Source organism: Streptomyces sp. NPDC002776, assembly GCF_053592195.1.
On the sequence record NZ_JBSFVG010000001.1, the window covers coordinates 21,314 to 44,661 of the forward strand.

Here is a 23,348-nt window from a genome sequence, read left to right on the forward strand (position 1 = left end):
AACGTTCGGTCCATGACGCCCATGAGTGAGCCGACGGCCGCTTACCAACTCGCCCAGGTCAATCTCGCCCGCCTCAAGTTCCCCTGGCTTCACCGCAGTTGAAGGACTTCGTCGACGCGCTGGACCCGGTGAACGACGACGCCGACGCGGCGGACGGATTCGTCTGGCGCCTCCAGGGCGAGTCCGGGGACGCGACGGAGATCGCCGTGCTCGGGGACGAGTGGCTGATCATCAACATGTCGGTGTGGCGGGACGCCGAGGCCCTGACGGCGTACATGTACCAGGGCCGCCACCGCGAGATGCTGGCCCGCCGCCGGGTGGGGGTCCCCCCACGCCCTTAAGGCGGTGGGGGAGGTTCGAGAAGGTCGAGGAGGCGATGGTGACCCTGTGGTGGGTCCCGGCCGGTCACCGTCCCACGGTCGCGGAGGCGGAGTCCCGCCTGCTGCACCTGCGGACGAACGGCCCGACGCCGTACGCCTTCACCTTCCGCGCCTCGTTCCCGGCGCAGAGCGCCGAGCCGGTGGCGCTTGCGGTGCCGGACGATCGGGGCTGCCCGGTCTGACGGCGGCCCTGCTCGATCGCAACCGGCGGAACAGGGCCAGGAACTCGGACTGTTCGCTGCACTCCTCCGCCTCGGCCTCGCGCTCGCGCAGTTCGGCGTCGGTGAGCTGCCGGTAGTAGTCGCGCAGGGCCATGCGGCCGAAAGCCACGTGGCGGGCCTCGTCCTGCATGACGTAGGCGAGGATCTGCTTCGGCAGGGGCTTGTCCGTGGTGTCGCGGATCATGCCGAACGCTGCGAGCGCGAGGCCCTCATCGGGTACAGCATCCCGATCTTCTCGTGCAGGAAACGGCCGTAGATCTCGCCCCCTGTTCGCCGTGCAGGAACTGACTGAACTGCCAGCAGGCGTAGTGCCTGCGCAGCTTGCCCTTGTCGGCGTCCGTGAGCTTCGCCCAGTGTCCTTGCCCTTCTGGTACAGGGCGAGCAGACGGTCGCGGCCGTCGTCGCACTCCAGGCGAAGAAAACGGGCCGCGCCGGTCGCCGGCACCTGCCAGAGGGGTTCTCCCGGGTTGTTGGCGTACAGGTCGTATGTCGGCACGTCTCGCAGACTCCCGCCGGGTAGACGCGGGGTCAACAAGTGGCGCGCAGGGGATTGACGAGCTTACTGACAGGCAGTCTCATAAGACACGGAGGATGTGACCCCGGGTAACTGATTGGGAGAACGATGACGACCCTCACCGAAGCCGACGCGCTCGAGGGCCTGCGCGACGCGCTGGGCCTGCTCAAGGACCGGGAGCAGGTGGCCGAACGGCTACTCGACTCCTCCGCCAAACACTCCTTCGATCCCGACAAGGAGCTGGACTGGGACGCGCCCTTCGAGGAGGGCAAGTGGTTCTGGCCGCCGGAGCTGGTGTCGCTGTACGACACCCCGATGTGGAAGCGGATGAGCGAGGAGCAGCGGATCCTGCTCTCGCAGCACGAGTCGGCGGCGCTGGCCTCGCTCGGCATCTGGTTCGAGCTGATCCTGATGCAGCTGCTGGTGCGGCACATCTACGACAAGGCCGCGACGAGCGCGCATGTGCGGTACGCGCTCACCGAGATCGAGGACGAGTGCCGGCACTCGAAGATGTTCGCGCGGCTCATCTCGCGCGGGGAGACGCCCTGGTACCCGGTGAGCCGGGTGCACCAGAACCTGGGCCGCCTGTTCAAGACGATCTCCACGACTCCGGGCTCCTTCACGGCGACGCTGCTCGGCGAGGAGGTCCTGGACTGGATGCAGCGGCTGACCTTCCCGGACGAGCGGGTGCAGCCGCTGGTCCGGGGCGTCACGCGGATCCATGTGGTCGAGGAGGCCCGCCATGTCCGGTACGCCCGTGAGGAGCTGCGGCGGCAGATGCTGACGGCGCCGAAGTGGTCGCAGGAGTTCACGCGGGTCACCTCCGGGGAGTTCGCCCGGGTGTTCTCGGTGGCGTTCGTGAACCCCGAGGTCTACACGAACGTGGGCCTGGACAAGCGGGAGGCGATGGCGCAGGTGCGGGCGAGCGGGCACCGGCGCGAGGTCATGCAGACCGGCTCGAAGCGGCTGACGGACTTCCTGGACGACATCGGAGTGCTGCGCGGCGTGGGGCGGCGGCTGTGGAAGTCGTCGGGGTTGCTGGCCTAGTCGGGGCCGCAGGCCTGGTCGGGGACGGGCGGGGGTGACAGCGCTCAGCGGGCTGCAGGCCCAGTCGGGGACGGGCGGCGGTGGCAGCGCTCGGCGGGCTGCCGACCCAGATCTCGGCCGGGCGGGGGTGACAGCGCTCAGCGGCTGCCGACCCAACCTCGGCCCGGCGGGGGTGACAGCGCTCAGCGGGCTGCCGACTCAGCCGGGGACAGGCGGAAATGGCAGCGCTCGGCGGGCTGCCGGCCCAGCCGGGACCGGGTGGAGCCGATCGAGGGCAGCCGCGCCCCGCCGCTGCCCGACCAGCCGGAGTCGGCCGACGGCAGCCTCACGCCACGGCTGTCCGCCCGCCCGGCGGGGGCGGCGGGCAGCGGCCCCACCCCGCTACCCCCGCCGGGCGGGGGGTGGCCGCGCTGCGCGGCTGACCGCCGCCCGGCGCGGGGGTAGCGGTTACGCTGCACGTCATGAGGCCCCCGGCACCCACTCCCGCGTATCGACGTCTCAGCGTCGAGGAGCGGCGCAGTCAGTTGCTCGCCGCCGCTCTGTCGCTCTTCGCCCACCGGGCGCCCGAAGAGGTCTCGCTCGACGACGTGGCGGAGGCCGCCGGGGTGTCGCGGCCGCTGGTGTACCGGTACTTCCCGGGCGGCAAGCAGCAGCTGTACGAGGCCGCCCTGCGGTCCGCCGCCGAGGAGCTGGAGCAGTGCTTCGACGAGCCCCGGGAAGGGCCGTTGCTGTCCCGGCTCGGACGGGCGCTCGACCGGTATCTGGCCTTCGTCGACCAGCACGACGCCGGGTTCAGCGCGCTGCTCCAGGGCGGCAGCGTCGTCGAGACCTCCCGGACCACCGCCATCGTGGACGGCGTGCGCCGGGCCGCCGCGCGGCACATCCTCAGCCATCTTCGGGTCACCGCGCCCGGGGTCCGGCTCCGGACGACCGTCAAGGTGTGGATCACCGCCGTCGAGGCGGCCTCGCTGCTGTGGCTCGACGAGGACAAGCAGATCCCCCTCGACGAGATGCGCGACTGGCTCGTCGACCAGTTCGTCGCCGTGCTCTCCGTGACCGGCGCCCGCGACCCGCAGACCGCCGAGCTGGTCCGGGCGCTCGCCGAGGATGGCTGACACTGGTGCCGTGAGAAGCGAAGACACCCCCTTCGAGGGCGGGCCCCTGGACGGGCGCGTGCTGCCCGTGCTGCTGGGGATCACCGGGCACCCGCCCAAGACGTACCGCATCCCCGTCCCCGACGCCGCCGGCGGTCCGCCCACCGTGCTGGTCTACCGGCGCGTGCCCCGCGTCGAGGGCCGCCCCGTCGGGCTCACCCGGCGCTGGAAGTACGCGTACGACCCCGAGGGGCGCCCGGAGAACCGGTTGAAGTGGCCCTGGTCGAAGCCAGACGCCACGCCGGGCGGCAAGCCGGACGACGCGCACGGGTGACCCGGTTGCGCCGAACCGCGCACATCCGGCGCGCGCCCCACGAGCGTCCGCCTGATGCTCGCGGTGCGGGGCAGAAGGACTGCTCCGCACCGGAGGTGATGACGTGTCAGGAAGGCTTCCGCTTCTGGTGTGCACGGCGGCGACGGTGGCCGGTGCCGTCCTCGCACCGGTGCCCGCCACGGCCGTCCCCGAGCCCGGCGAGCGGTCCGTCTCCCGGCTGCTGACGGATCTTCAGCGGCTGTACCGGGACGCCGAGCGGGCCACCGAGACCTACAACGCCACCGAGGAGAAGCTCAGGAAGCAGCGCGCCGAGGTCAGGCGCCTGGACGCGGAACTCGCCCGGGTCCGGCTCTCCCTGCACGACAGCCGGGGCGCGGCGGGGCGGCTGGCCCGGCAGCAGTACCAGGACAGCAGCGAGATCTCCTCCTACGTACGGCTGCTGCTCGCCCGGGATCCGCAGCACGCGCTCGACCAGGGGCATGTGATCGGGCAGTTGGCGCGGGAGCGGGCCGAGACGGTGGGGCGGCTGACCGGGAGCGAGCGCAAGGCCGACGCGCTGGCGCGCAAGGCGCGCACGGCGCTCGACCGGCAGCTCGCCCTCGCCGAGCGGCACAAGAGGGACCGGGACGCGGTCGAGGGGCGGCTGGAGGACGTCGAGGAACTGCTCGTCTCCCTCACTCCCGAACAGCTCTCGGAGGTCGCCGCGCTGGAGCGGAAGGGCATCAGCAAGGCGCAGCGGAGCCTGGTGACGTCCGGGGCGCTCAGCAGCGAGCGGAAGGCGTCGAGGGCGGGCGACCGGGCGGTGCGCTATGCCCTGCGGCAGCTGGGCAAGCCGTACCAGTGGGGCGCGGAGGGGCCGCGGACGTTCGACTGCTCCGGGCTCACGTCCCGGGCCTGGAGCCATGCCGGCACCGCCATCCCGCGCACCAGCCAGGAACAGTGGGCGCGGTTGCCGAGGGTGCCGCTGAAGGAGCTGCGCCCCGGCGACCTGGTGATCTACCACCGCGACGCCACCCACGTCGCCCTCTACCTGGGCAAGGGCAAGGTGATCGAGGCGCCGAGGACGGGCGAGAAGATCAAGGTCTCCCCGATGGCTGCCCACCCGGTCCTCGGCGCGGTGCGTCCCGGCTGAATCAGGCCAGGGACGCGAGGTACGCCTCGGTCTTCTCCGGCTCGTAGAAGAAGTTCTCGAAGTCGGCCGGGTCGTTGAACGCGTTGGCGAAACGGTCCGCCGCGGGCTGGAGCTGACCGGCCGCGCCGATCAGGTTCAGGACGTGCTCCGGCGGCGGGGCCAGCATCGCGTTGGTCCACTTGGTGACGTGCTGCGCGGTCGCCCAGTAGCGGTCGAAGGTGGCCTGCATCCACTCCTCGTCGAACGGCTTGTCACCGTGTTCGAGGATGGACGCCAGGTACGCCGCCGCGCACTTGGACGCGGAGTTGGAGCCCTGTCCGGTGATCGGGTCGTTGGCGACGACCACGTCGGCGACGCCGAGGACCAGGCCGCCGCCGGGGAGCCGGCCGATCGGGTTGCGGACGGTGGGCGCGTAGCGGCCGGCCAGTGTGCCGCCGGCGTCGGTCAGTTCGACCTTCGTCGCTCGCGCGTACTCCCACGGCGTGTACTTCTCCATGAGTTCCAGGGTCAGGGAGAGGTGTTCCGCCGGGTCCTTGACGCCGTTGAAGACGTCCAGCGGGCCGCCGGGGATGCCCTCCCAGAACAGGATGTCGGCGCGGCCGGAGGTGGTGAACGTCGGCATGATGAACAGCTCGCCGACGCCGGGCACGAGGTTGCAGCGGACCGCGTCGAACTCCGGGTGCTCCGGGCGCGGGCCGAGGCCGTGCACGTAGGCCACCGCGAGGGCGCGCTGCGGCTCGCTGTACGGGGAGCGCTCCGGGTCGCGGGCGAACATGGAGACCAGCTCGCCCTTGCCGGCCGACACCAGCACCAGGTCGTACGTACGGGAGAAGTAGTCGAGGTCGCCGACCGCCGCGCCGTGGATGACCAGCTGGCCGCCGCGCTGGGCGAAGGTCTCCATCCAGCCGGCCATCTTCACCCGCTGGTCGACGGACTGGGCGAACCCGTCGAGCCGGCCCACCCAGTCGATGGCGCGGGCCGCGGGGCCCTCGGCCCAGGAGCCCGGTGCCGCCACCGAGACGCCGAGGCCCTCGATCTTCGGGGCCTGGGACTCCCAGAAGTTCAGCTGGAGGTCGCGCTCGTGCTGGAGGGCCGTGTGGAACATGCACTGCGTCGACATGACCCGGCCGGTGCGGATCTCGTCCGCGGTCCGGTTGGACATGAGAGTGACCTCGTACCCGTTCGACTGCAGTCCGAGGGCGAGCTGGAGACCGGACTGACCGGCTCCGACGACGAGTATCTTCCGCATGCGGGGCAGTTCTCCTACTCGGGGGTTTCGTCCAGCGCGTGGCCCACCAGGGCCAGGAGGGTCTCGATCACCGAGATCCGGCGCCGCGCATCCATGATCATGACAGGTATGTGCGCGGGGATCGTCAGCGCCTCCCGCACGTCCTCCGGCTCGAACCGCTCACTGCCGTCGAAGTGGTTGACCGCGACGACGTACGGCAGCCCGCAGCTCTCGAAGTAGTCCAGCGCCGGGAAACAGTCCTTCAGCCGGCGGGTGTCGGCCATCACGACCGCGCCGATCGCGCCGCGCACCAGGTCGTCCCACATGAACCAGAACCGCTGCTGGCCCGGTGTGCCGAACAGGTAGAGCACCAGGTCGTCGTCGAGCGTGAGACGGCCGAAGTCCATGGCCACGGTGGTGGTCAGCTTCTCCGGCGTGGCGGTGAGGTCGTCGGTCTCCTCGCTCGCCTCGGTCATCAGCGCCTCGGTCTGCAGCGGCGTGATCTCCGAGACCGCGGTGACCAGGGTGGTCTTGCCGACGCCGAACCCGCCCGCCACGACGATCTTCGTGGCGACGGGGGCGCGGGTGCGGTCCGTCTGCCAGGACTTCAGGTCCTCATCGGTGTCTTCAAAGACGACGGAGTCCACTCAGCACCCTTTCGAGCAGAGCGCGGTCCGGACGGCCGGTGCCGTGACCGGTTCCGGTGCCGTACACACGGATCTTTCCCTGGTCCGCGAGATCGCTCAGGAGCACGCGGACCACGCCGAGCGGCATCTTGAGCAGCGCGGCGATCTCGGCCACCGTGCGCATACGGCGGCACAGTTCGACGATGGCCCGCATCTCCGGCATCACCCGGGTGTTGAGGGAACCATTCGTCAGCTCCCGGCGCTCCGGCGCGGCTTCGAGCGCCGCGGTGCTCGCGACGAACGTCTCCACCAGGAGGACGTGTCCGAAGCGGGTGCGCCCGCCGGTGAGCGAGTAGGGGCGTACGCGGGCGGGCTTGCGGTCGCCGCCGCGGACGGGGAGCTTCTTCGGCGCGCTGCTGCTCATCGGGGACTCCCGGTCGACTCGGCTTCCAGGGATTTTCGTAGCTCGCTGCGGAGTTCGGGCGTCAGGACGTGGCCGGCGCGGCCGACGAACAGGGCCATGTGGTAGGCGACCACACTCATGTCGCACTCCGCGGAGCCGTGCACGCCGAGCAGCGAGCCGTCGCTGATCGACATCACGAACAGGCTGCCCTCGTCCATGGCGACCATCGTGTGCTTCACCCCGCCGAACTCCATGAGCCGGGCGGCGCCGATGGTGAGGCTGCCGATGCCGGAGACGATGGTGGCGAGGTCCGCCGCGGAGCCCCTGGGGCCGGTGCGGGTGCGCTTCGCCTTGGCCTGCTCGTTGCGGTCCGGGTCCGAGGACAGCAGGAGCAGGCCGTCCGAGGAGACCACGGCGACCGACTCGATGCCCGGCACCTCCTCGACCAGGTTCGTCAGCAGCCAGTGCAGGTTGCGGGCCTCACTGCTCAGTCCGAAGGTACTGGGCGCGGTCAACTGCTTGCCTCCTCGACAGTGCCCCCCGTGGCTTCTTCGGATTCGCTGACGGCCGCTCCCCCACGGCCCGTCCCTTCCGCGATCTCTGCTTCTACGTCGCGATAACCGGCCGCCGCCCCCTGACGGAACCCGCCCAGCCTCCTGCGCAGGGCGTCCGCGTCGACGGAGGCGCTGCGCATGCGGGGCGGTTCCGCGGGCGCGGTGATCTTCGGGGTGCGCTTGGGCAGCCCCTTCGCGGTGAGCTGGTCCTCGTCGTCGTCGGCACGGCCGTGTTCCGTCTCGGCTTCCCCTGGGGGGTCCTCGCCGGTGGCGGGGGCCGGTGCGTCCGGTGCGGGGTCCGGCTGTGCGGGCTCCGGCGGTACGGGTGCCAGGAGCTCCATCGTGGTCTCTGCCGGGGTCTCCGGCGGGAGCTGTGCCGGAGTCCTCGGCGGGGTCTGTGCCGGGGCCTCCTCCGCCTTGCGTACGGCCCGCTCGGCCAGCTCCACCAGGCGGTCACCCTGGCCGGCCCGGCCGTGCAGGACGTTGGAGTTGGCCTCGGCGTCGGCGCCGGGCAGGGAGAAGCTCTGAGTGGCGCCGGGGGCCGGGGCGCCGGACGGGGCCGGGACCGCCGTGGGGGCCGCCTGGGCCAGCAGCGCCTTCGGGAGGACGACGACCGCCGCCACTCCGCCCTGCTTCTGCTCCCGGAGCTGGACCCGGACTCCGTGGCGGTGGGCCAGCCGGGCCACCACGTAGAGGCCGAGGCCGAGGCCCTCCTCGCCCTCCTGGTCGTAGGAGGCCTCGGGGTCGAAGTCGGCCAGGCGGTTGTTGAGGCGGGTCATGCGGTCGTCCGTCATGCCGATGCCCTCGTCCTGGACGGAGAGCATCACCTCGCCGTTCTCCAGCAGCCAGCCGGACACCTCGACGGGCATGTCGGGCGGGGAGAACGCGGTGGCGTTCTCCATCAGTTCGGCGAGCAGGTGGGAGAGGTCGTCCGCCGCGAAGCCCGCGAGGTGGGCGTGCGGCGGGAGCGCGGCGATCCGGACGCGTTCGTAGCGCTCGATCTCGCTGACCGCCGCCCGGACCACGTCCACCAGCGGGACCGGGCCCGCGCTGTGCTGGACGTGTTCCGTGCCGGCGAGGACCAGGAGGTTCTCGCTGTGGCGGCGCATCACGGTGGCGAAGTGGTCGAGCTTGAAGAGGGTGGCCAGGCGGTCCGGGTCCTGCTCGCGCTCCTCCAAGCCCTCGATGACCGCCAGTTGGCGTTCCACCAGGCCCAGGGTGCGCAGGGCGAGGTTCACGAAGGTCGAGCCGATGCTGGTGCGCAGCCGCTCCAACTGGGCAGAGGACTTGGCGAGTTCGGCGCGGAGGTCCTCGCGGGCGTCGGCCATCTTCTGGCGCTGGCCCACCAGGTGCTTGCGGTCGGACTCCAGCGTGGCGATGCGCTCGTGGAGGGCGACCGCCTGCGCGTGCAGGGTGTTGACGGAGTCGACGACCTGGGCGAACTCGTCCTTGCGGCCGGTGAACCGGACCGGCTCCTCCGCCGTCGGGTCCGCGGCGCCCGCGAGCCGGGCCGAGCCCAGGCGCACCACGGCCAGCGGGCGGGTGAGGCCGCGGGCCATGCCGGTGGCGACGCCGATCGCGAGCAGCACCAGGACGCCGAGGACCGCGATGCGGATCTCCAGCTCGGTGACGTCGTCGTCGCGCAGGAGGGCGAGGTCCTTGGTGCGGCGGTCGTGCAGGGCGGACTCGGCGCCGCGCATCATCTCGACGCGGGCGGAGAGCGCGGCGTCCAGCTTCTTCACGCCGGTGGCGAGTTCGGCGTCGGTCAGGGTCGGCTGGTCGGTCAGGGCGGCGAGGTACTTCTCGGCGGCCTCGGCCTCCGGTCCGGTGACCGTGGAGTCGTAGGACGTCACCGATGCCTTCGGCGCGGTCTCGCGGAAGTCGGCGAGGGCCGCGTCGGAGCGCAGCCGGGCCTCCTGGGCGGCGGCGGTGAGCGCGTCGCGCTGCTTGGTGTCGGCGTCGGAGGAGGAGCTGACCGTGTCCGGCAGGCCCGTGACAGGGTCGATGACGGTCTGGGTGGTGCGCGGGACGCTGAGGGCCGCGAGCAGCAGGCCGCGGGCGGAGGCGGCCTGCTGTACGGCGGTGTCGAGCTCCACGAGGGCGTGGGCGCCGGAGCCCGCGCGGGGCGGCATGTCCTCGGCCAGCTGTTCGGCGAGCCGGTGGAGTTCGGCGAGGGAGGCGGAGTACGCCTTGTGCGTGTCCAGAGCGGTGCTCTTGCCGGTGAGAGCCGCTCTGCGCAGGGCCGCGATGTCGTCCAGGTCCGCCCGCAGGGAGGCGGGGGTGTCGGGGTTCGCGCGCAGCTCCTCGACGAGGCGGTCGACCCGGGCGCTGCGCTGCTCGGAGGGCGCCTTGGACTTGGGGCGCCCGGCGGCGACGTAGGAGGTGACCTCGTCGCGTTCGTCGGCGAGCGAATGGGCGAGGGCCAGGGCGTCCTCGGTGCGCTCGGAGAGGGTCACCAGCTCCTGGGTGTCGTGCACCTGGGCGGAGGCGGTGACGATCGAGGGGGCGCCGGCTGCCGCGATGGCGGCGGCGACCACGGCCACGGCGACGAAGAGCCGGTTGCGTACATGGGTGGGCCGGCCTTTGCCTGCCGAGGTGGCGCCGGTCCCTGCCGTGCTGCCGGGCGTGTGCTCCGGGCCCCCTGCGGGGACCTTCTGCTTGCCTGAGCGACGAGGCCGCGTCTTCTGCACCGGTGCTCGCATTCCTGAACTCGTGGTACTCATGGGCCCGGGTGACGCTCCGTCAACTGGCGCATACGCCCGGTACGCTTCCCGACCCTCCCAGTGCCGGTGGGCGGGGGTCCCGCATCATCTGACCCGCCACCCGAAGGAGTGAACCCCGGAGGGGAGTTGGCGGGCAAGTTCCGGTGGCGCTTGCGACGGCCGTTCCCGGCGGGCCGGTTGGACGTCCGCGGCGGGCGATGGCAGGATTCGCCGCCACGTCTGCGCGGAGTGAATCATTCCCTCCCAAATCTGGCGCCTGACCTGCGTGCGGGCGCCAATTGCGCGATCGTTGCCAGCCTTTGGCGAACCTTGTGAAGGGCTCGTGCAGACTGGCTGGATGCGTACTGAACTTGTGTCGGAGCCCGGCGATGCCGCCCGCCCCAACGAGGACTTCGCAAGCGTCGGGCTGCCCGCCTCCGGACAGGGCGGCGCGGTGGTGGTCCTCGACGGGGTGACTCCGCCGAGGGGTGCAACGGGCTGTCTGCATTCCGTTCCCTGGTTCACCGCGCGGCTCGGCGGGGCCCTGACCGAACTGACCGTTTCACTCCCGGATGTTCCTCTCACCGACGCCCTGTCGCTCGCCCTCGCGCGTACCGCCGAGGCGCACCGGGGAACATGTGACCTTTCTCACCCGCGCACACCTCAGGCGACGGTCGTCCTGGCCCGCTGGTCACCGGAGACCGTGGAGTACCTGATCCTGTCGGACTCGGCCCTGCTGGTGGAGTCGCCGGACGGCACCCTGACGCCGTACCTCGACGACCGGCTGTCCCTGCTGCCCCGGTCCGCCCTGGCCACGGACGAGATGGTCGACGCCGGCCTGCGGAACAAGGAAGGCGGCTTCTTCACCGCCGCGGCGGATCCCTCGGTGGCCGCCAGGGCGGTGACCGGAACCCTGCCCCGCACCGAGGTACGCGCCCTGGCCGCCCTCACGGACGGGGCGACCCGCTGGGTGGACACCTTCGGCGCCGGAGAATGGCCCGACCTGTTCGACGTGGTCCGCAAGGAAGGCGCCCAGTCCCTCATCGACCAGGTCCGCGCACTGGAACTCGCCGACGAGGACCGGGCCTTCCTCCGGCGAAGCAAGACCCACGACGACGCGACGGTGGTCTTCATCGAGCTCTGACCCACCCCACGCGCGCCCTCCCTGGCCGCGTCGGCCCCCGCGCGTCCCGCGACGGACACCGGTCGGGCCCCGATGCGGACGGGGTCCGGGGCCCGACCGGGGGCAGGCCCTCGACGGGACGCCGGAGGCGACGCGGGGGGCGAGCCTCGACACCGACGGCGGGCCGGGGCCCTTCCGGCGAGCAGGCCCTCGACCGGACGCCGGAGGCGGGGCAGACCCGACACCGGGAGGCGGCCCTCGACGCCAGCAGCAGGCCAGACCCTTCCGAGGGCAGGCCCTCAACAACACGCCGGAGGCGAGGCGGACCCGGCACCGGGGGGCAAGCCTCGACACCAGCAGCGGGCCGGGCCCTTCCGGGCAGCAGGCACCTCGACACGACGCCGGAGGCGGGGCAGACCCGACGGCGGGGGCAAGCCCCGACACCGACAGCAAGGCAAGCCCCTTCCGGCGAGCAGGCACCTCGACACGACGCCGGGAGGCGGACCCAACGCCGGGAGGCGCCCTCGACGCCAGCAGCAGGCCAGACCCTTCCGAGGGCAGGCCCTCAGCAACACGCCGGAGGCGAGGCGGACCCGACACCGGGGGGCAAGCCTCGACACCGGCAGCGGGCCGGGCCCCTTCCGGGCAGCAGGCACCTCGACACGACGCCGGAGGCGGGGCAGACCCGACGCGAGGGCAAGCGCCGACACCGACAGCAAGGCAAGCCCCTTCCGGCGAGCAGACCCTCGACAGGACGCCGGAGGCGAGGCGGACCCGACGCCGGGAGGCGAGCCCCGATACCGGCAGCGAGGCAGATCCAACGCCGGGGCGAGCCTCGACACCGGTGGCAGCAGACCCTCGACACGACGCCAGAGGGAGCCTCGATACGGGCGGCGGGCCAGGGCCTGTGGTCTGGTGCCGAAGGCGCGGCCGGGTCTGGAAGCGACGCCGCGGGCGGGCCTGCCCCACGTCGGAGGCGCGAGGCGGGCCCGGGTCTCGGCGCGGGGCGCAGGCGTGCCGGGGTGTCAGCCCTGGCCCTCCATTTCCTCGTTCAGCTGGTTCAGCAGGCGGGCCAGTTCCGCGACCTCTTTGGGGTCCCAGCCGGAGAGACGGCGGGCGTAGCGGGCTCGGCGGGCGTTGCGTACCTTGCTCACCCGGCCGCGGCCCTCCTCGGTGAGGTGGACCAGCCAGGCCCGCCCGTCCGCGGGGTCGGGCTCGCGGGCGACCAGGCCGAGGTCCTCCAGGGCGCGCAGCTGGCGGGACATGGTGGCCTTGCCGACGCCGATGTACGCCGCGAGTTCCGTCGCCCGTTGCTGCCCGCACTCGTCGAGGCGGATCAGCAGCCCGTAGGCCGCCGACTCCAGGTCCGGATGGACCTCGCGGGCCATCTCGCCCTGGCTGGCCCGTGCCCGCCGCAGCAGTACGGTCAACTCCCGCTCCAGGGAAAGGAACTCGGGCTGGTCCACGCCACGCCCCGGCATCCCCGCGGACACCCCGGATCCGACTCGACGTCCGTCGCCGTTTCCGTCTTCGCGCACGTCAGCCCCTGCCTCGGTTTCCCAGTTCTGAAAGTTTCCGTCACATGCCGTCATCGCCGCAGCTCCGTCAGTATTTCTCAGGCGTAGACCAACGGCAGCCCCCAGCCCCCGGACATCCGACTGGCATGCCCACGCCAGCATTGTCCGACGGCGGACCAACAACAGGCCAACGCCGAGGCGTCGCGTGCCGCCGCGTCCCAGGTCTCTCCGCCGAGCGCCACCGAGCCTTCGGAGGCAGGCTGTGCGTGTGCACAGACCCGGACTGCTCCGCCTCAGCCTCACGGCCCTCCTGCTCACCGCGCTGTCCCTGACATGCGCCGCCCCCACCTCCGCCGAGCCCGGCTCCCCGGCCGGCCCCGACACTCCTGCCCGGGGCTCCGCCCACATGGGCATGGGCGTCCCGGCCCACGACGGCGTCCACGGCCTGCCCGGGGACACCCGCGCCAGCCAGACGGAAGGCGTCGACGTCTCCTCCCACCAGGGCGACGTGGCCTGGTCGACCCTCTGGAGCAGCGGCGTGAAGTGGGCCTACGCGAAGGCCACGGAAGGCACGTACTACACGAACCCCTACTACACCCAGCAGTACAACGGCTCCCACACCGTCGGCATGATCCGCGGCGCCTACCACTTCGCCACCCCGGACACCACGTCCGGCGCAACCCAGGCCGACTACTTCGTCGACCACGGCGGCGGCTGGTCCCGCGACGGCAGGACCCTCCCCGGCGCCCTCGACATCGAGTGGAACCCGTACGGCGCGGCCTGCTACGGCAAGACCCCGAGCGCCATGGTCACCTGGATCCGCGACTTCCTGAACCAGTACAAGGCGCGCACGGGCCGGAACGCGGTCATCTACACGGCGACGAGCTGGTGGACCCAGTGCACGGGCAACTACGCCGGTTTCGGCGCCAGCAACCCGCTGTGGATCGCGCGGTACGCGGCGACGGTGGGGACGCTGCCGGCCGGCTGGAGCCACCACACCATGTGGCAGTACACCTCGACCGGCCCGACGGTCGGCGACCACGACAGGTTCAACGGGGCCCTGGACCGGGTCCAGGCCCTCGCCCACGGCTGAGCGCACGACGAAGGCCCGGGCCTCCCTCTCAGGAGCCGGGCCCTCGCCTTCGTCCGGCAGCGTCCGTCACGCCGCCGCCGGAACCTCCGCCCGCGCTCCGGCCGTGGCCGGGGACAGGGCCAGGTCGAGCACCTGCCGTACGTCCGTGACGGCGTGCACGTCGAGCTTGTCGAGGACCTCGGCGGGCACGTCGTCCAGGTCCGGCTCGTTGCGCTTGGGGATGATCACCGTCGTGACGCCCGCCCGGTGCGCGGCCAGCAGCTTCTGCTTCACCCCGCCGATCGGCAGGACCCGCCCGGTCAGGGACACCTCCCCCGTCATCGCCACGTCCGTGCGGACCAGCCGGCCCGACAGCAGCGAGGCGAGCGCCGTCGTCATCGTGATGCCCGCGCTGGGCCCGTCCTTCGGGACCGCGCCCGCCGGGAAGTGGATGTGCACACCCCGGTCCTTCAGATCGGCCACCGGCAGTTCCAGCTCGGCGCCGTGCGAGCGGAGGAAGGACAGGGCGATCTGGGCGCTCTCCTTCATCACGTCACCGAGCTGCCCGGTCAGCGTCAGCCCCGCCGCGCCCGTCTCCGGGTCGGCCAGGGACGCCTCCACGAACAGCACGTCACCGCCGGCACCGGTCACCGCGAGGCCGGTCGCCACACCGGGGACCGCCGTACGGCGTTCCGCCGGGTCCTGGGCCGACTCGGGCACGTGGTGCGGGCGCCCGATCAGACCGCGCAGATCGCCGTCCGTCACGGTGAACGGCAGCTCCCGCTCGCCCAGTTCGTGCTGGGCCGCGACCTTGCGCAGCAGCCTCGCGACCGAGCGCTCCAGGTTGCGCACGCCCGCCTCGCGCGTGTACTCACCGGCGAGCCGGCGCAGCGCGCTCTCGTCCAGGGTCACCTCGTCCCGGTCCAGACCGGCCCGCTCCAGCTGGCGCGGCAGCAGGTGGTCGCGGGCGATGACGACCTTCTCGTCCTCGGTGTAGCCGTCGAGGCGGACCAGCTCCATACGGTCGAGCAGGGCCTCCGGGATGGCCTCCAGGACGTTGGCCGTGGCGAGGAACACCACGTCGCTGAGGTCGAGTTCGACCTCCAGGTAGTGGTCGCGGAAGGTGTGGTTCTGCGCCGGGTCCAGGACCTCCAGCAGCGCCGCCGCCGGGTCGCCGCGGAAGTCGGAGCCCACCTTGTCGATCTCGTCGAGCAGGACCACCGGGTTCATCGACCCGGCCTCCTTGATCGCCCGCACGATCCGGCCGGGCAGCGCGCCGACGTACGTACGCCGGTGACCGCGGATCTCCGCCTCGTCCCGGACACCGCCGAGGGCCACGCGCACGAACTTGCGCCCCATGGCGTGGGCGACCGACTCCCCGAGCGAGGTCTTGCCGACGCCGGGCGGGCCGACGAGAGCCAGTACGGCACCGCCGCGCCGGCCGCCGACGACACCGAGCCCCCGGTCGTTGCGGCGCTTGCGCACCGCGAGGTACTCGGTGATCCGCTCCTTCACGTCCTCCAGGCCCGCGTGCTCGGCGTCCAGGACGGACTTCGCGCCCTGGATGTCGTAGGCGTCCTCGGTCCGTTCGTTCCAGGGCAGTTCGAGGACCGTGTCGAGCCAGGTCCGGATCCAGGAGCCCTCGGGCGACTGGTCGCTGGACCGCTCCAGCTTGTCGACCTCCTTCAGGGCCGCCTCGCGGACCTTCTCCGGCAGGTCGGCGGCCTCGACGCGGGCGCGGTAGTCGTCGGACTCCTCGCCCTCCGCCTCGCCGTTCAGCTCGCGCAGCTCCTTGCGCACGGCCTCCAGCTGGCGCCGCAGCAGGAACTCGCGCTGCTGCTTGTCGACGCCTTCCTGGACGTCCTTGGCGATGGTCTCGGCGACGTCCTGCTCGGCGAGGTGGTCACGCAGTTGCTGGGTGGCGAGCTTGAGGCGGGCGACCGGGTCGGCGGTCTCCAGCAGCGCCACCTTCTGTTCGGTGGTGAGGAACGGCGAGTACCCGGAGTTGTCGGCGAGCGCGGATACGTCGTCGATGGCCTGGACCCGGTCCACGACCTGCCAGGCGCCGCGCTTGCGCAGCCATGCGGTGGCGAGCGCCTTGTACTCCTTCACCAATTCGGTGACCTGCCCCGGCAGCGGGTCGGGGGCGCTGTCGTCGATCCGGGTGCCCTCGACCCACAGGGCGGCGCCGGGACCGGTGGTCCCGGCGCCGATCCGCACGCGGTCGCGGCCGCGGATCAGGGCCCCCGGGTCACCGTCGGCGAGCCGGCCCACCTGCTCCACCGTGCCGAGCACGCCGGTGCTCGCGTACGTGCCGTCGATGCGCGGAACCAGCAGCACCCGTGGCTTGCCCGGCTCGGATCCGGCGGCCGCTTGGGCCGCCTCCACGGCGGCGCGTACATCGGCGTCGTTCAGATCCAGCGGGACCACCATTCCGGGCAGCACGACCTCGTCATCGAGCGGCAGCACAGGCAGGGTGAGCGGTGTGGACGTCGATGCCATGATCTCCCCTTCGGCAGTCAAGTTGAGCTATGCCGACTCAATGCTCGGGAAAGCTTGAATGTTCCCCGACCTCCGTTCGCTGTGAGCGATCACCGCCGACGAGGCCGGAGCTGCCAAGATGAGGGGATGCCCGCTTCGTACGACATCCCCGAAGTCCTGGACCGTCGCGAAGGCCCGCATGGCGAGGTCGTGTTGCGCCGGCACGGTGACCTGCTGCAGATCATCGCCAACGGCTGTTTCCTCATGGACACTTCCGACGGCCGCTCCGAGCGGCTGCTCGTGGACGCGGCCCGGGACGCCCTCGACGGCAGACCTCGACCGAGGGTGCTGATCGGAGGTCTCGGCGTGGGGTTCTCGCTCGCACACGCCGCCGCCGATCCCCGCTGGGGGCGGATCACGGTCGTCGAACGCGAGCCCGCCGTCATCGACTGGCACCGCACCGGACCTCTCCGCGACCTCACCGCACAGGCCTGCGCGGACCCGCGGACCGAGATCCTCGAAACGGATCTCCTCCCCTACGTCAATGAGACATCCGACACGTTCGACGCGCTGTGTCTGGACATCGACAACGGCCCCGGCTGGACGGTCACGGAGGGCAACCAGGGCCTGTACTCGGTGGCCGGACTGGCAAGCTGTGCAAGGGTTTTGAGCCCCGGCGGGGTGCTGGCCGTGTGGTCCGCGCAGCCCTCTCCGGAATTCGAAGAAACCTTGCGGAATGCCGGGTTCAATCAGGTGCGTACCGAAGAGATCCCCGTTGCCCGGGGCGTTCCCGACGTCGTGCACCTCGCCGTCGGACCTGGATAGCCGAGCTGCGGCGACTCCCCGTACGCTGCTGCCCTGGCGCGGATCATTCAAGCGTCAATCGCAAGCATGCGCAGGCATGTGCCAGACAAACGGATCACCCCACGGATTCCGGAAAGCAACTTCAGGGGCGGGCGATGGAGCAGACACACACCTCCCACAACGGCACGACGGCGACACCCGGCGCACAGCGCCGGGTGCTGGTGGTAGAGGACGATCCGACCATCGTGGACGCCATCGCGGCCCGCCTGCGCGCCGAGGGATTCCTCGTGCAGACCGCGGGCGACGGGCCCTCGGCCGTCGACACGGCGGAGGCCTGGCAGCCCGACCTGCTGATCCTCGACATCATGCTGCCGGGCTTCGACGGTCTGGAGGTCTGCCGTCGCGTCCAGGCGCAGCGCCCGGTCCCGGTGCTGATGCTCACCGCGCGCGACGACGAGACCGACATGCTGGTCGGACTCGGCGTCGGCGCCGACGACTACATGACCAAGCCGTTCTCGATGCGCGAGCTGGCCGCCCGCGTCCATGTGCTGCTGCGCCGCGTGGAGCGGGCCGCGATCGCCGCCTCCACCCCGCGCAGCGGCATCCTGCGCCTCGGCGAGCTGGAGATCGACCACGCGCAGCGCCGGGTGCGGGTGCGCAGCGAGGACGTCCACCTGACGCCCACCGAGTTCGACCTCCTGGTGTGCCTGGCGAACACCCCGCGCGCGGTGCTCTCCCGTGAGCAGCTGCTCGCGGAGGTGTGGGACTGGGCGGACGCCTCCGGCACCCGGACCGTCGACAGCCACATCAAGGCGCTGCGCCGGAAGATCGGCGCCGAGCGCATCCGTACCGTGCACGGCGTGGGCTACGCCCTGGAGACCCCGACGCCATGAGCGACGGGCCGGCCGCGCGGAGAGGCCCCAGGGAGCCCTGGGGCGGCGTACGTCCGTTCTCGATCAAGACCAAGCTGGGCGCGCTGGTCGTCATCTCGGTGCTGATCACCACCGGTCTGTCGATGATCGCGGTGCAGACCAAGACGGAGCTGCGCTTCATCACCGTCTTCTCGATGATCGCCACCCTGCTCATCACCCAGTTCGTGGCACACTCGCTCACCGCGCCGCTGGACGAGATGAACACGGTGGCCCGTTCGATCTCGCACGGCGACTACTCCCGCCGGGTGCGCGAGAACCGCCGGGACGAGCTGGGTGACCTGGCCGAGACGATCAATGTCATGGCCGACGAGCTGGAGGCCCAGGACCAGCAGCGCAAGGAGCTGGTGGCGAACGTCTCGCACGAGCTGCGCACCCCCATCGCGGGCCTGCGCGCGGTGCTGGAGAACATCGTCGACGGGGTCACCGAGGCCGACCCCGAGACCATGCGCACCGCGCTGAAGCAGACGGAGCGCCTGGGCCGCCTGGTCGAGACGCTGATGGACCTGTCCCGCCTCGACAACGGCGTCGTACCGCTGAAGAAGCGCCGGTTCGAGGTGTGGCCCTATCTGTCCGGGGTGCTGAAGGAGGCCAACATGGTCGCCTCCACGCGCGCGGGGATCGCCTCGGGCTCGGGCGGCCACACCCGTACGGACGTCCATCTGCACCTCGACGTCTCGCCGCCGGAGCTGACCGCGCACGCGGACCCCGAGCGCATCCACCAAGTGGTGGCGAATCTCATCGACAACGCGGTCAAGCACAGCCCCGCGCACGGGCGTGTGACGGTGAAGGCCCGGCGCGGGCAATGGCCCGAGTCGCTGGAGCTGGAGGTGCTGGACGAGGGCCCCGGCATCCCGAAGTCGGAGTGGCACCGGGTGTTCGAGCGGTTCAACCGCGGCGCGGTGTCCGCGCCGCACGGTCCGGGCAGCGACGGCGGTACGGGTCTGGGCCTGGCCATCGCCCGCTGGGCGGTGGATCTGCACGGCGGCCGGATCGGAGTGGCCGAATCCGAGCGGGGTTGCCGGATTCTTGTCACTCTTCCGGGACTGCCATCCGCGTCGAGTTGACGTAGGGTTCGAACCGGAGCCACAAGATCCACGGGCGTTCGGGCAGCCGGACACGTGTGATCAGGCAGAGGCCCGCGCCGTCGGCGCGTCAGGCCGGTATCGACGCATCCCCGAGCAAGCGGAACCACGCTTGTTTCCCGCCATTTCCCAGCGCGAAACACGCTCTCCGATGTGACTTACGCGACGATGAACGGGCCCGGACTGACCTTCCCCGCCAGGGAGGCGTAGCCTTTATTCCCGCTGTCCATCACCTTGTGAAGCGGAAGAGGGCGGTTGCCGCCGTGTCGCCACAGTCCCCCAGTAACTCGAGCATCTCGACCGACACCGACCAAGCGGGCAAGAACCCCGCTGCCGCGTTCGGTCCCAATGAGTGGCTCGTCGACGAGATCTATCAGCAGTACCTCCAGGACCCGAATTCGGTAGACCGCGCCTGGTGGGACTTCTTCGCCGACTACAAGCCGGGGTCGCCTGCCGCCCCGGCTCCGGCGGGCAACGCGGTCGCGGAGACCGCCGCGCCCGCCGCATCCGCTCCGGCCGCCCCCGCGGCTCCGGCTCAGGCCGCTCCCGCGGCTCCGGCTCCAGCGGCCCCGCAGCCGGCCGCCGCCGCGCCTGCCGCGCCGGCGCCCGCCGCGCCCGCCCAGGCCCCAGCTCCGGCTGCCGCTCCGGCTGCCGCCAAGCCCGCCGCCGCCAAGCCGGCCGCCGCGAAGGCCGCTCCGGCCGCCGCGGCCCCGGAGGGCCCCGAGCTGGTGCCGCTGCGCGGCCCGGCCGCCGCGGTCGTGAAGAACATGAACGCCTCGCTGGAGCTGCCCACGGCCACGTCCGTGCGCGCGGTCCCGGTGAAGCTGCTCTTCGACAACCGCATCGTCATCAACAACCACCTCAAGCGGGCCCGGGGCGGGAAGATCTCCTTCACGCACCTGATCGGCTACGCGATGGTGCAGGCCATCAAGGCCATGCCGGCGATGAACTACGCGTTCGGCGAGAAGGACGGCAAGCCGACGCTGATCAAGCCGGCGCACGTCAACCTCGGCCTCGCCATCGACCTGGTCAAGCCCAACGGCGACCGCCAGCTGGTCGTCGCGGCGATCAAGAAGGCCGAGACGCTGAACTTCTTCGAGTTCTGGCAGGCCTACGAGGACATCGTCCGCCGCGCCCGCGACGGCAAGCTGACGATGGACGACTTCTCCGGCGTCACGGTCTCCCTGACCAACCCCGGCGGCCTCGGCACCGTCCACTCGGTCCCGCGTCTGATGCCCGGCCAGTCGGTCATCATGGGCGTCGGCTCCATGGACTACCCGGCGGAGTTCCAGGGCACCTCCCAGGACACGCTGAACAAGCTCGGCATCTCGAAGGTCATGACGCTCACGTCGACCTACGACCACCGGGTCATCCAGGGCGCCGCCTCCGGCGAGTTCCTGCGCCAGGTCGCCAACCTGCTCCTCGGCGAGAACGGCTTCTACGACGACATCTTCGAGGCGCTGCGGATCCCGTACGAGCCGGTCCGCTGGCTCAAGGACATCGACGCCAGCCACGACGACGACGTCACCAAGGCCGCCCGGGTCTTCGAGCTGATCCACTCCTACCGGGTCCGCGGCCACGTCATGGCCGACACCGACCCGCTGGAGTACCGCCAGCGCAAGCACCCCGACCTGGACATCACCGAGCACGGCCTGACCCTGTGGGACCTGGAGCGCGAGTTCGCGGTCGGCGGTTTCGCGGGCAAGTCCCTGATGAAGCTGCGCGACATCCTCGGCGTGCTGCGCGACTCGTACTGCCGCACCACCGGCGTCGAGTTCATGCACATCCAGGACCCCAAGCAGCGCAAGTGGATCCAGGACCGCATCGAGCGGGCGCACACCAAGCCGGAGCGCGAGGAGCAGCTGCGCATCCTGCGCCGGCTGAACGCCGCGGAGGCCTTCGAGACCTTCCTGCAGACGAAGTACGTCGGCCAGAAGCGCTTCTCCCTGGAGGGCGGCGAGTCGGTCATCCCGCTGCTGGACGCGGTCATCGACAGCGCGGCGGAGTCGCGGCTGGACGAGGTCGTCATCGGCATGGCCCACCGCGGCCGCCTGAACGTGCTGGCGAACATCGTCGGCAAGTCGTACGCCCAGATCTTCCGCGAGTTCGAGGGCAACCTCGACCCGAAGTCGATGCACGGCTCCGGCGACGTGAAGTACCACCTGGGCGCCGAGGGCACCTTCACCGGCCTGGACGGCGAGCAGATCAAGGTGTCGCTGGTCGCGAACCCCTCGCACCTCGAAGCCGTCGACCCGGTCCTGGAGGGCGTCGCCCGCGCCAAGCAGGACATCATCAACAAGGGCGGCACGGACTTCACCGTCCTGCCGGTGGCCCTGCACGGCGACGCGGCCTTCGCGGGCCAGGGCGTGGTGGCCGAGACCCTGAACATGTCGCAGCTGCGCGGCTACCGCACCGGCGGCACGGTCCACATCGTCATCAACAACCAGGTCGGCTTCACGGCGGCTCCCGAGTCGTCGCGCTCCTCGATGTACGCCACCGACGTGGCCCGCATGATCGAGGCGCCGATCTTCCACGTCAACGGCGACGACCCCGAGGCCGTCGTCCGCGTGGCCCGGCTGGCCTTCGAGTTCCGCCAGGCGTTCAACAAGGACGTGGTGATCGACCTCATCTGCTACCGCCGCCGCGGTCACAACGAGTCGGACAACCCGGCCTTCACCCAGCCGCTGATGTACGACCTGATCGACAAGAAGCGCTCGGTGCGCAAGCTGTACACCGAGTCCCTGATCGGTCGCGGCGACATCACCCTGGAAGAGGCCGAGCAGGCGCTCCAGGACTACCAGGGCCAGCTGGAGAAGGTCTTCACGGAGGTCCGTGAGGCCACCTCGCAGCCGTCCGCGGCCGAGCCGTCGGACCCGCAGGCCGAGTTCCCGGTCGCGGTGAACACCGCGGTCACCGCCGAGGTCGTCAAGCGGATCGCCGAGTCCCAGGTCAACGTCCCCGACAACATCACCGTCCACCCACGGCTGCTGCCGCAGCTGCAGCGCCGGGCGTCGATGGTCGAGGACGGCACGATCGACTGGGGCATGGGCGAGACGCTCGCGATCGGCTCGCTGCTCCTGGAGGGCGTCCCGGTCCGCCTCGCCGGCCAGGACTCCCAGCGCGGCACCTTCGGCCAGCGGCACGCGGTGATCATCGACCGTGAGACGGGTGACGAGTTCACGCCGCTGATGTACCTCTCCGAGGACCAGGCGCGCCTGAACGTCTACAACTCCCTGCTCTCCGAGTACGCGGCGATGGGCTTCGAGTACGGCTACTCGCTGGCCCGTCCCGAGTCGCTGGTGATGTGGGAGGCGCAGTTCGGCGACTTCGTCAACGGCGCGCAGACGGTCGTGGACGAGTTCATCTCGTCGGCCGAGCAGAAGTGGGGCCAGACCTCCGGCGTCACCCTGCTGCTGCCGCACGGCTACGAGGGCCAGGGCCCGGACCACTCCTCGGCCCGCCCGGAGCGCTTCCTGCAGATGTGCGCCCAGGACAACATGACGGTCGCGATGCCGACGTCCCCGTCGAACTACTTCCACCTCCTGCGCTGGCAGGTGCACAACCCGCACCACAAGCCGCTGATCGTCTTCACCCCGAAGTCGATGCTGCGTCTGAAGGCCGCGGCGTCGAAGGCGGAGGAGTTCACCACGGGCCAGTTCCGCCCGGTGATCGGGGATGCCTCGGTCGACCCGGCCGCGGTGAAGAAGGTCGTCTTCTGCGCCGGCAAGGTCTACTACGACCTGGAGGCCGAGCGGCAGAAGCGCGGCGTCACGGACACGGCGATCATCCGCATCGAGCGCCTGTACCCGCTGCCGGGTACTGAGCTCCAGGCCGAGATCGCCAAGTACCCGAACGCCGAGAAGTACCTGTGGGCCCAGGAGGAGCCGGCGAACCAGGGCGCGTGGCCGTTCATCGCCCTGAACCTCATCGACCATCTGGACCTGGCGGTCGGCGCGGAGGTCCCGCACGGCGAGCGGCTGCGCCGCATCTCCCGCCCGCACGGCTCGTCGCCGGCGGTGGGTTCGGCCAAGCGCCACCAGGCCGAGCAGGAGCAGCTGGTGCGCGAGGTGTTCGAGGCGTAAGCCCGCTGCGTACCCGGCAG

The 23,348-nt window shown here is 71.3% G+C and carries 18 protein-coding genes and 2 pseudogenes; 11 read left to right on the forward strand and 9 right to left on the reverse strand.

Annotated features, from left to right (window positions below):
• Nucleotides 1-21: 21 nt before the first annotated feature.
• Nucleotides 22-562 (forward strand): annotated as a pseudogene (locus tag ACWD11_RS00095) (DUF3291 domain-containing protein).
• Nucleotides 563-569: 7 nt separating this feature from the next.
• Here the strand turns inward: ACWD11_RS00095 and ACWD11_RS00100 are convergent.
• Nucleotides 570-1,097 (reverse strand): annotated as a pseudogene (locus tag ACWD11_RS00100) (aminobenzoate oxygenase); the annotation flags it as partial.
• Between the two features lie 126 nt (nt 1,098-1,223).
• Here ACWD11_RS00100 and ACWD11_RS00105 point away from each other — a divergent pair.
• Nucleotides 1,224-2,162: an AurF N-oxygenase family protein gene (locus ACWD11_RS00105; RefSeq protein WP_389414957.1), complete on the forward strand. Its 939-nt coding sequence runs from the start codon at nt 1,224-1,226 to the stop codon at nt 2,160-2,162.
• Nucleotides 2,163-2,344: 182 nt separating this feature from the next.
• On the opposite strand, the gene ACWD11_RS00110 is transcribed toward ACWD11_RS00105, so the two are convergent.
• Nucleotides 2,345-2,491, reverse strand: coding sequence for a hypothetical protein (locus ACWD11_RS00110; RefSeq protein WP_389414958.1), 147 nt, complete (start codon nt 2,489-2,491; stop codon nt 2,345-2,347).
• 132 nt (nt 2,492-2,623) lie between these two features.
• Between ACWD11_RS00110 and ACWD11_RS00115 the strand changes: the two genes are divergently transcribed.
• The 3 genes from ACWD11_RS00115 to ACWD11_RS00125 all read left to right on the forward strand — a co-directional run bounded on the left by ACWD11_RS00115 (nt 2,624) and on the right by ACWD11_RS00125 (nt 4,722).
• Complete coding sequence (locus ACWD11_RS00115) at nt 2,624-3,277, forward strand: TetR/AcrR family transcriptional regulator (RefSeq protein WP_451280353.1); 654 nt, start codon at nt 2,624-2,626, stop codon at nt 3,275-3,277.
• Nucleotides 3,270-3,590 (forward strand): hypothetical protein, encoded by a 321-nt coding sequence (locus ACWD11_RS00120; RefSeq protein WP_451280355.1) that lies wholly within the window; start codon nt 3,270-3,272, stop codon nt 3,588-3,590. Before ACWD11_RS00115 ends, ACWD11_RS00120 begins: the two co-directional genes overlap by 8 nt.
• 103 nt (nt 3,591-3,693) lie before the next feature.
• Nucleotides 3,694-4,722 carry a C40 family peptidase gene (locus ACWD11_RS00125; protein WP_389414961.1) on the forward strand — a complete coding sequence of 343 codons (1,029 nt, stop codon included), beginning with the start codon at nt 3,694-3,696 and terminating at the stop codon, nt 4,720-4,722.
• A 1-nt stretch (nt 4,723) separates the two neighbouring features.
• Here the strand turns inward: ACWD11_RS00125 and ACWD11_RS00130 are convergent, their stop codons facing one another.
• Genes ACWD11_RS00130 through ACWD11_RS00150 form a run of 5 tightly spaced genes read right to left on the reverse strand, consistent with a single transcriptional unit; the run spans nt 4,724 to nt 10,223 of the window.
• On the reverse strand, nt 4,724-5,971 hold the full coding sequence (locus ACWD11_RS00130) for a styrene monooxygenase/indole monooxygenase family protein (protein ID WP_389414962.1): 1,248 nt from the start codon (nt 5,969-5,971) through the stop codon (nt 4,724-4,726).
• Between the two features lie 14 nt (nt 5,972-5,985).
• Nucleotides 5,986-6,597, reverse strand: coding sequence for a GTP-binding protein (locus ACWD11_RS00135; RefSeq protein WP_389414963.1), 612 nt, complete (start codon nt 6,595-6,597; stop codon nt 5,986-5,988).
• The gene (locus tag ACWD11_RS00140; protein WP_250075918.1) at nt 6,578-7,000 is read right to left on the reverse strand and encodes a DUF742 domain-containing protein; all 423 of its coding nucleotides are present in this window, start codon (nt 6,998-7,000) and stop codon (nt 6,578-6,580) included. Before ACWD11_RS00140 ends, ACWD11_RS00135 begins: the two co-directional genes overlap by 20 nt.
• Nucleotides 6,997-7,494: a roadblock/LC7 domain-containing protein gene (locus ACWD11_RS00145; RefSeq protein ID WP_250075916.1), complete on the reverse strand. Its 498-nt coding sequence runs from the start codon at nt 7,492-7,494 to the stop codon at nt 6,997-6,999. Before ACWD11_RS00145 ends, ACWD11_RS00140 begins: the two co-directional genes overlap by 4 nt.
• Nucleotides 7,491-10,223 carry a nitrate- and nitrite sensing domain-containing protein gene (locus tag ACWD11_RS00150; RefSeq protein ID WP_451280358.1) on the reverse strand — a complete coding sequence of 911 codons (2,733 nt, stop codon included), beginning with the start codon at nt 10,221-10,223 and terminating at the stop codon, nt 7,491-7,493. Before ACWD11_RS00150 ends, ACWD11_RS00145 begins: the two co-directional genes overlap by 4 nt.
• Before the next feature lie 370 nt (nt 10,224-10,593).
• On the opposite strand from ACWD11_RS00150, the gene ACWD11_RS00155 reads away from it, so the two are divergent.
• Nucleotides 10,594-11,379, forward strand: a complete 786-nt coding sequence (locus tag ACWD11_RS00155) for a protein phosphatase 2C domain-containing protein (RefSeq protein WP_389414965.1) — start codon at nt 10,594-10,596, stop codon at nt 11,377-11,379.
• Nucleotides 11,380-12,383: 1,004 nt separating this feature from the next.
• On the opposite strand, the gene ACWD11_RS00160 is transcribed toward ACWD11_RS00155, so the two are convergent.
• Nucleotides 12,384-12,896, reverse strand: coding sequence for a MarR family winged helix-turn-helix transcriptional regulator (locus ACWD11_RS00160; RefSeq protein ID WP_389414966.1), 513 nt, complete (start codon nt 12,894-12,896; stop codon nt 12,384-12,386).
• Nucleotides 12,897-13,137: 241 nt separating this feature from the next.
• Between ACWD11_RS00160 and ACWD11_RS00165 the strand changes: the two genes are divergently transcribed.
• A complete protein-coding gene (locus tag ACWD11_RS00165) occupies nt 13,138-13,968 on the forward strand; it encodes a lysozyme (protein WP_451280361.1) in 831 nt (276 codons plus the stop codon).
• A gap of 66 nt (nt 13,969-14,034) precedes the next feature.
• On the opposite strand, the gene lon is transcribed toward ACWD11_RS00165, so the two are convergent.
• Entirely contained in the window at nt 14,035-16,449 is a 2,415-nt protein-coding gene (lon, locus tag ACWD11_RS00170) for an endopeptidase La (RefSeq protein ID WP_389414968.1), read from the reverse strand.
• A gap of 126 nt (nt 16,450-16,575) precedes the next feature.
• Here lon and ACWD11_RS00175 point away from each other — a divergent pair, with 126 nt between their 5' ends.
• The 4 genes from ACWD11_RS00175 to ACWD11_RS00190 all read left to right on the forward strand — a co-directional run bounded on the left by ACWD11_RS00175 (nt 16,576) and on the right by ACWD11_RS00190 (nt 23,328).
• Complete coding sequence (locus tag ACWD11_RS00175) at nt 16,576-17,253, forward strand: spermine/spermidine synthase domain-containing protein (RefSeq protein WP_451280363.1); 678 nt, start codon at nt 16,576-16,578, stop codon at nt 17,251-17,253.
• Nucleotides 17,254-17,387: 134 nt separating this feature from the next.
• Complete coding sequence (locus tag ACWD11_RS00180) at nt 17,388-18,125, forward strand: response regulator transcription factor (protein WP_389414970.1); 738 nt, start codon at nt 17,388-17,390, stop codon at nt 18,123-18,125.
• On the forward strand, nt 18,122-19,228 hold the full coding sequence (locus tag ACWD11_RS00185) for a sensor histidine kinase (RefSeq protein WP_451280365.1): 1,107 nt from the start codon (nt 18,122-18,124) through the stop codon (nt 19,226-19,228). Before ACWD11_RS00180 ends, ACWD11_RS00185 begins: the two co-directional genes overlap by 4 nt.
• A 281-nt stretch (nt 19,229-19,509) precedes the next feature.
• A complete protein-coding gene (locus ACWD11_RS00190; RefSeq protein WP_451280367.1) occupies nt 19,510-23,328 on the forward strand; it encodes a multifunctional oxoglutarate decarboxylase/oxoglutarate dehydrogenase thiamine pyrophosphate-binding subunit/dihydrolipoyllysine-residue succinyltransferase subunit in 3,819 nt (1,272 codons plus the stop codon).
• Nucleotides 23,329-23,348 lie beyond the last annotated feature (20 nt).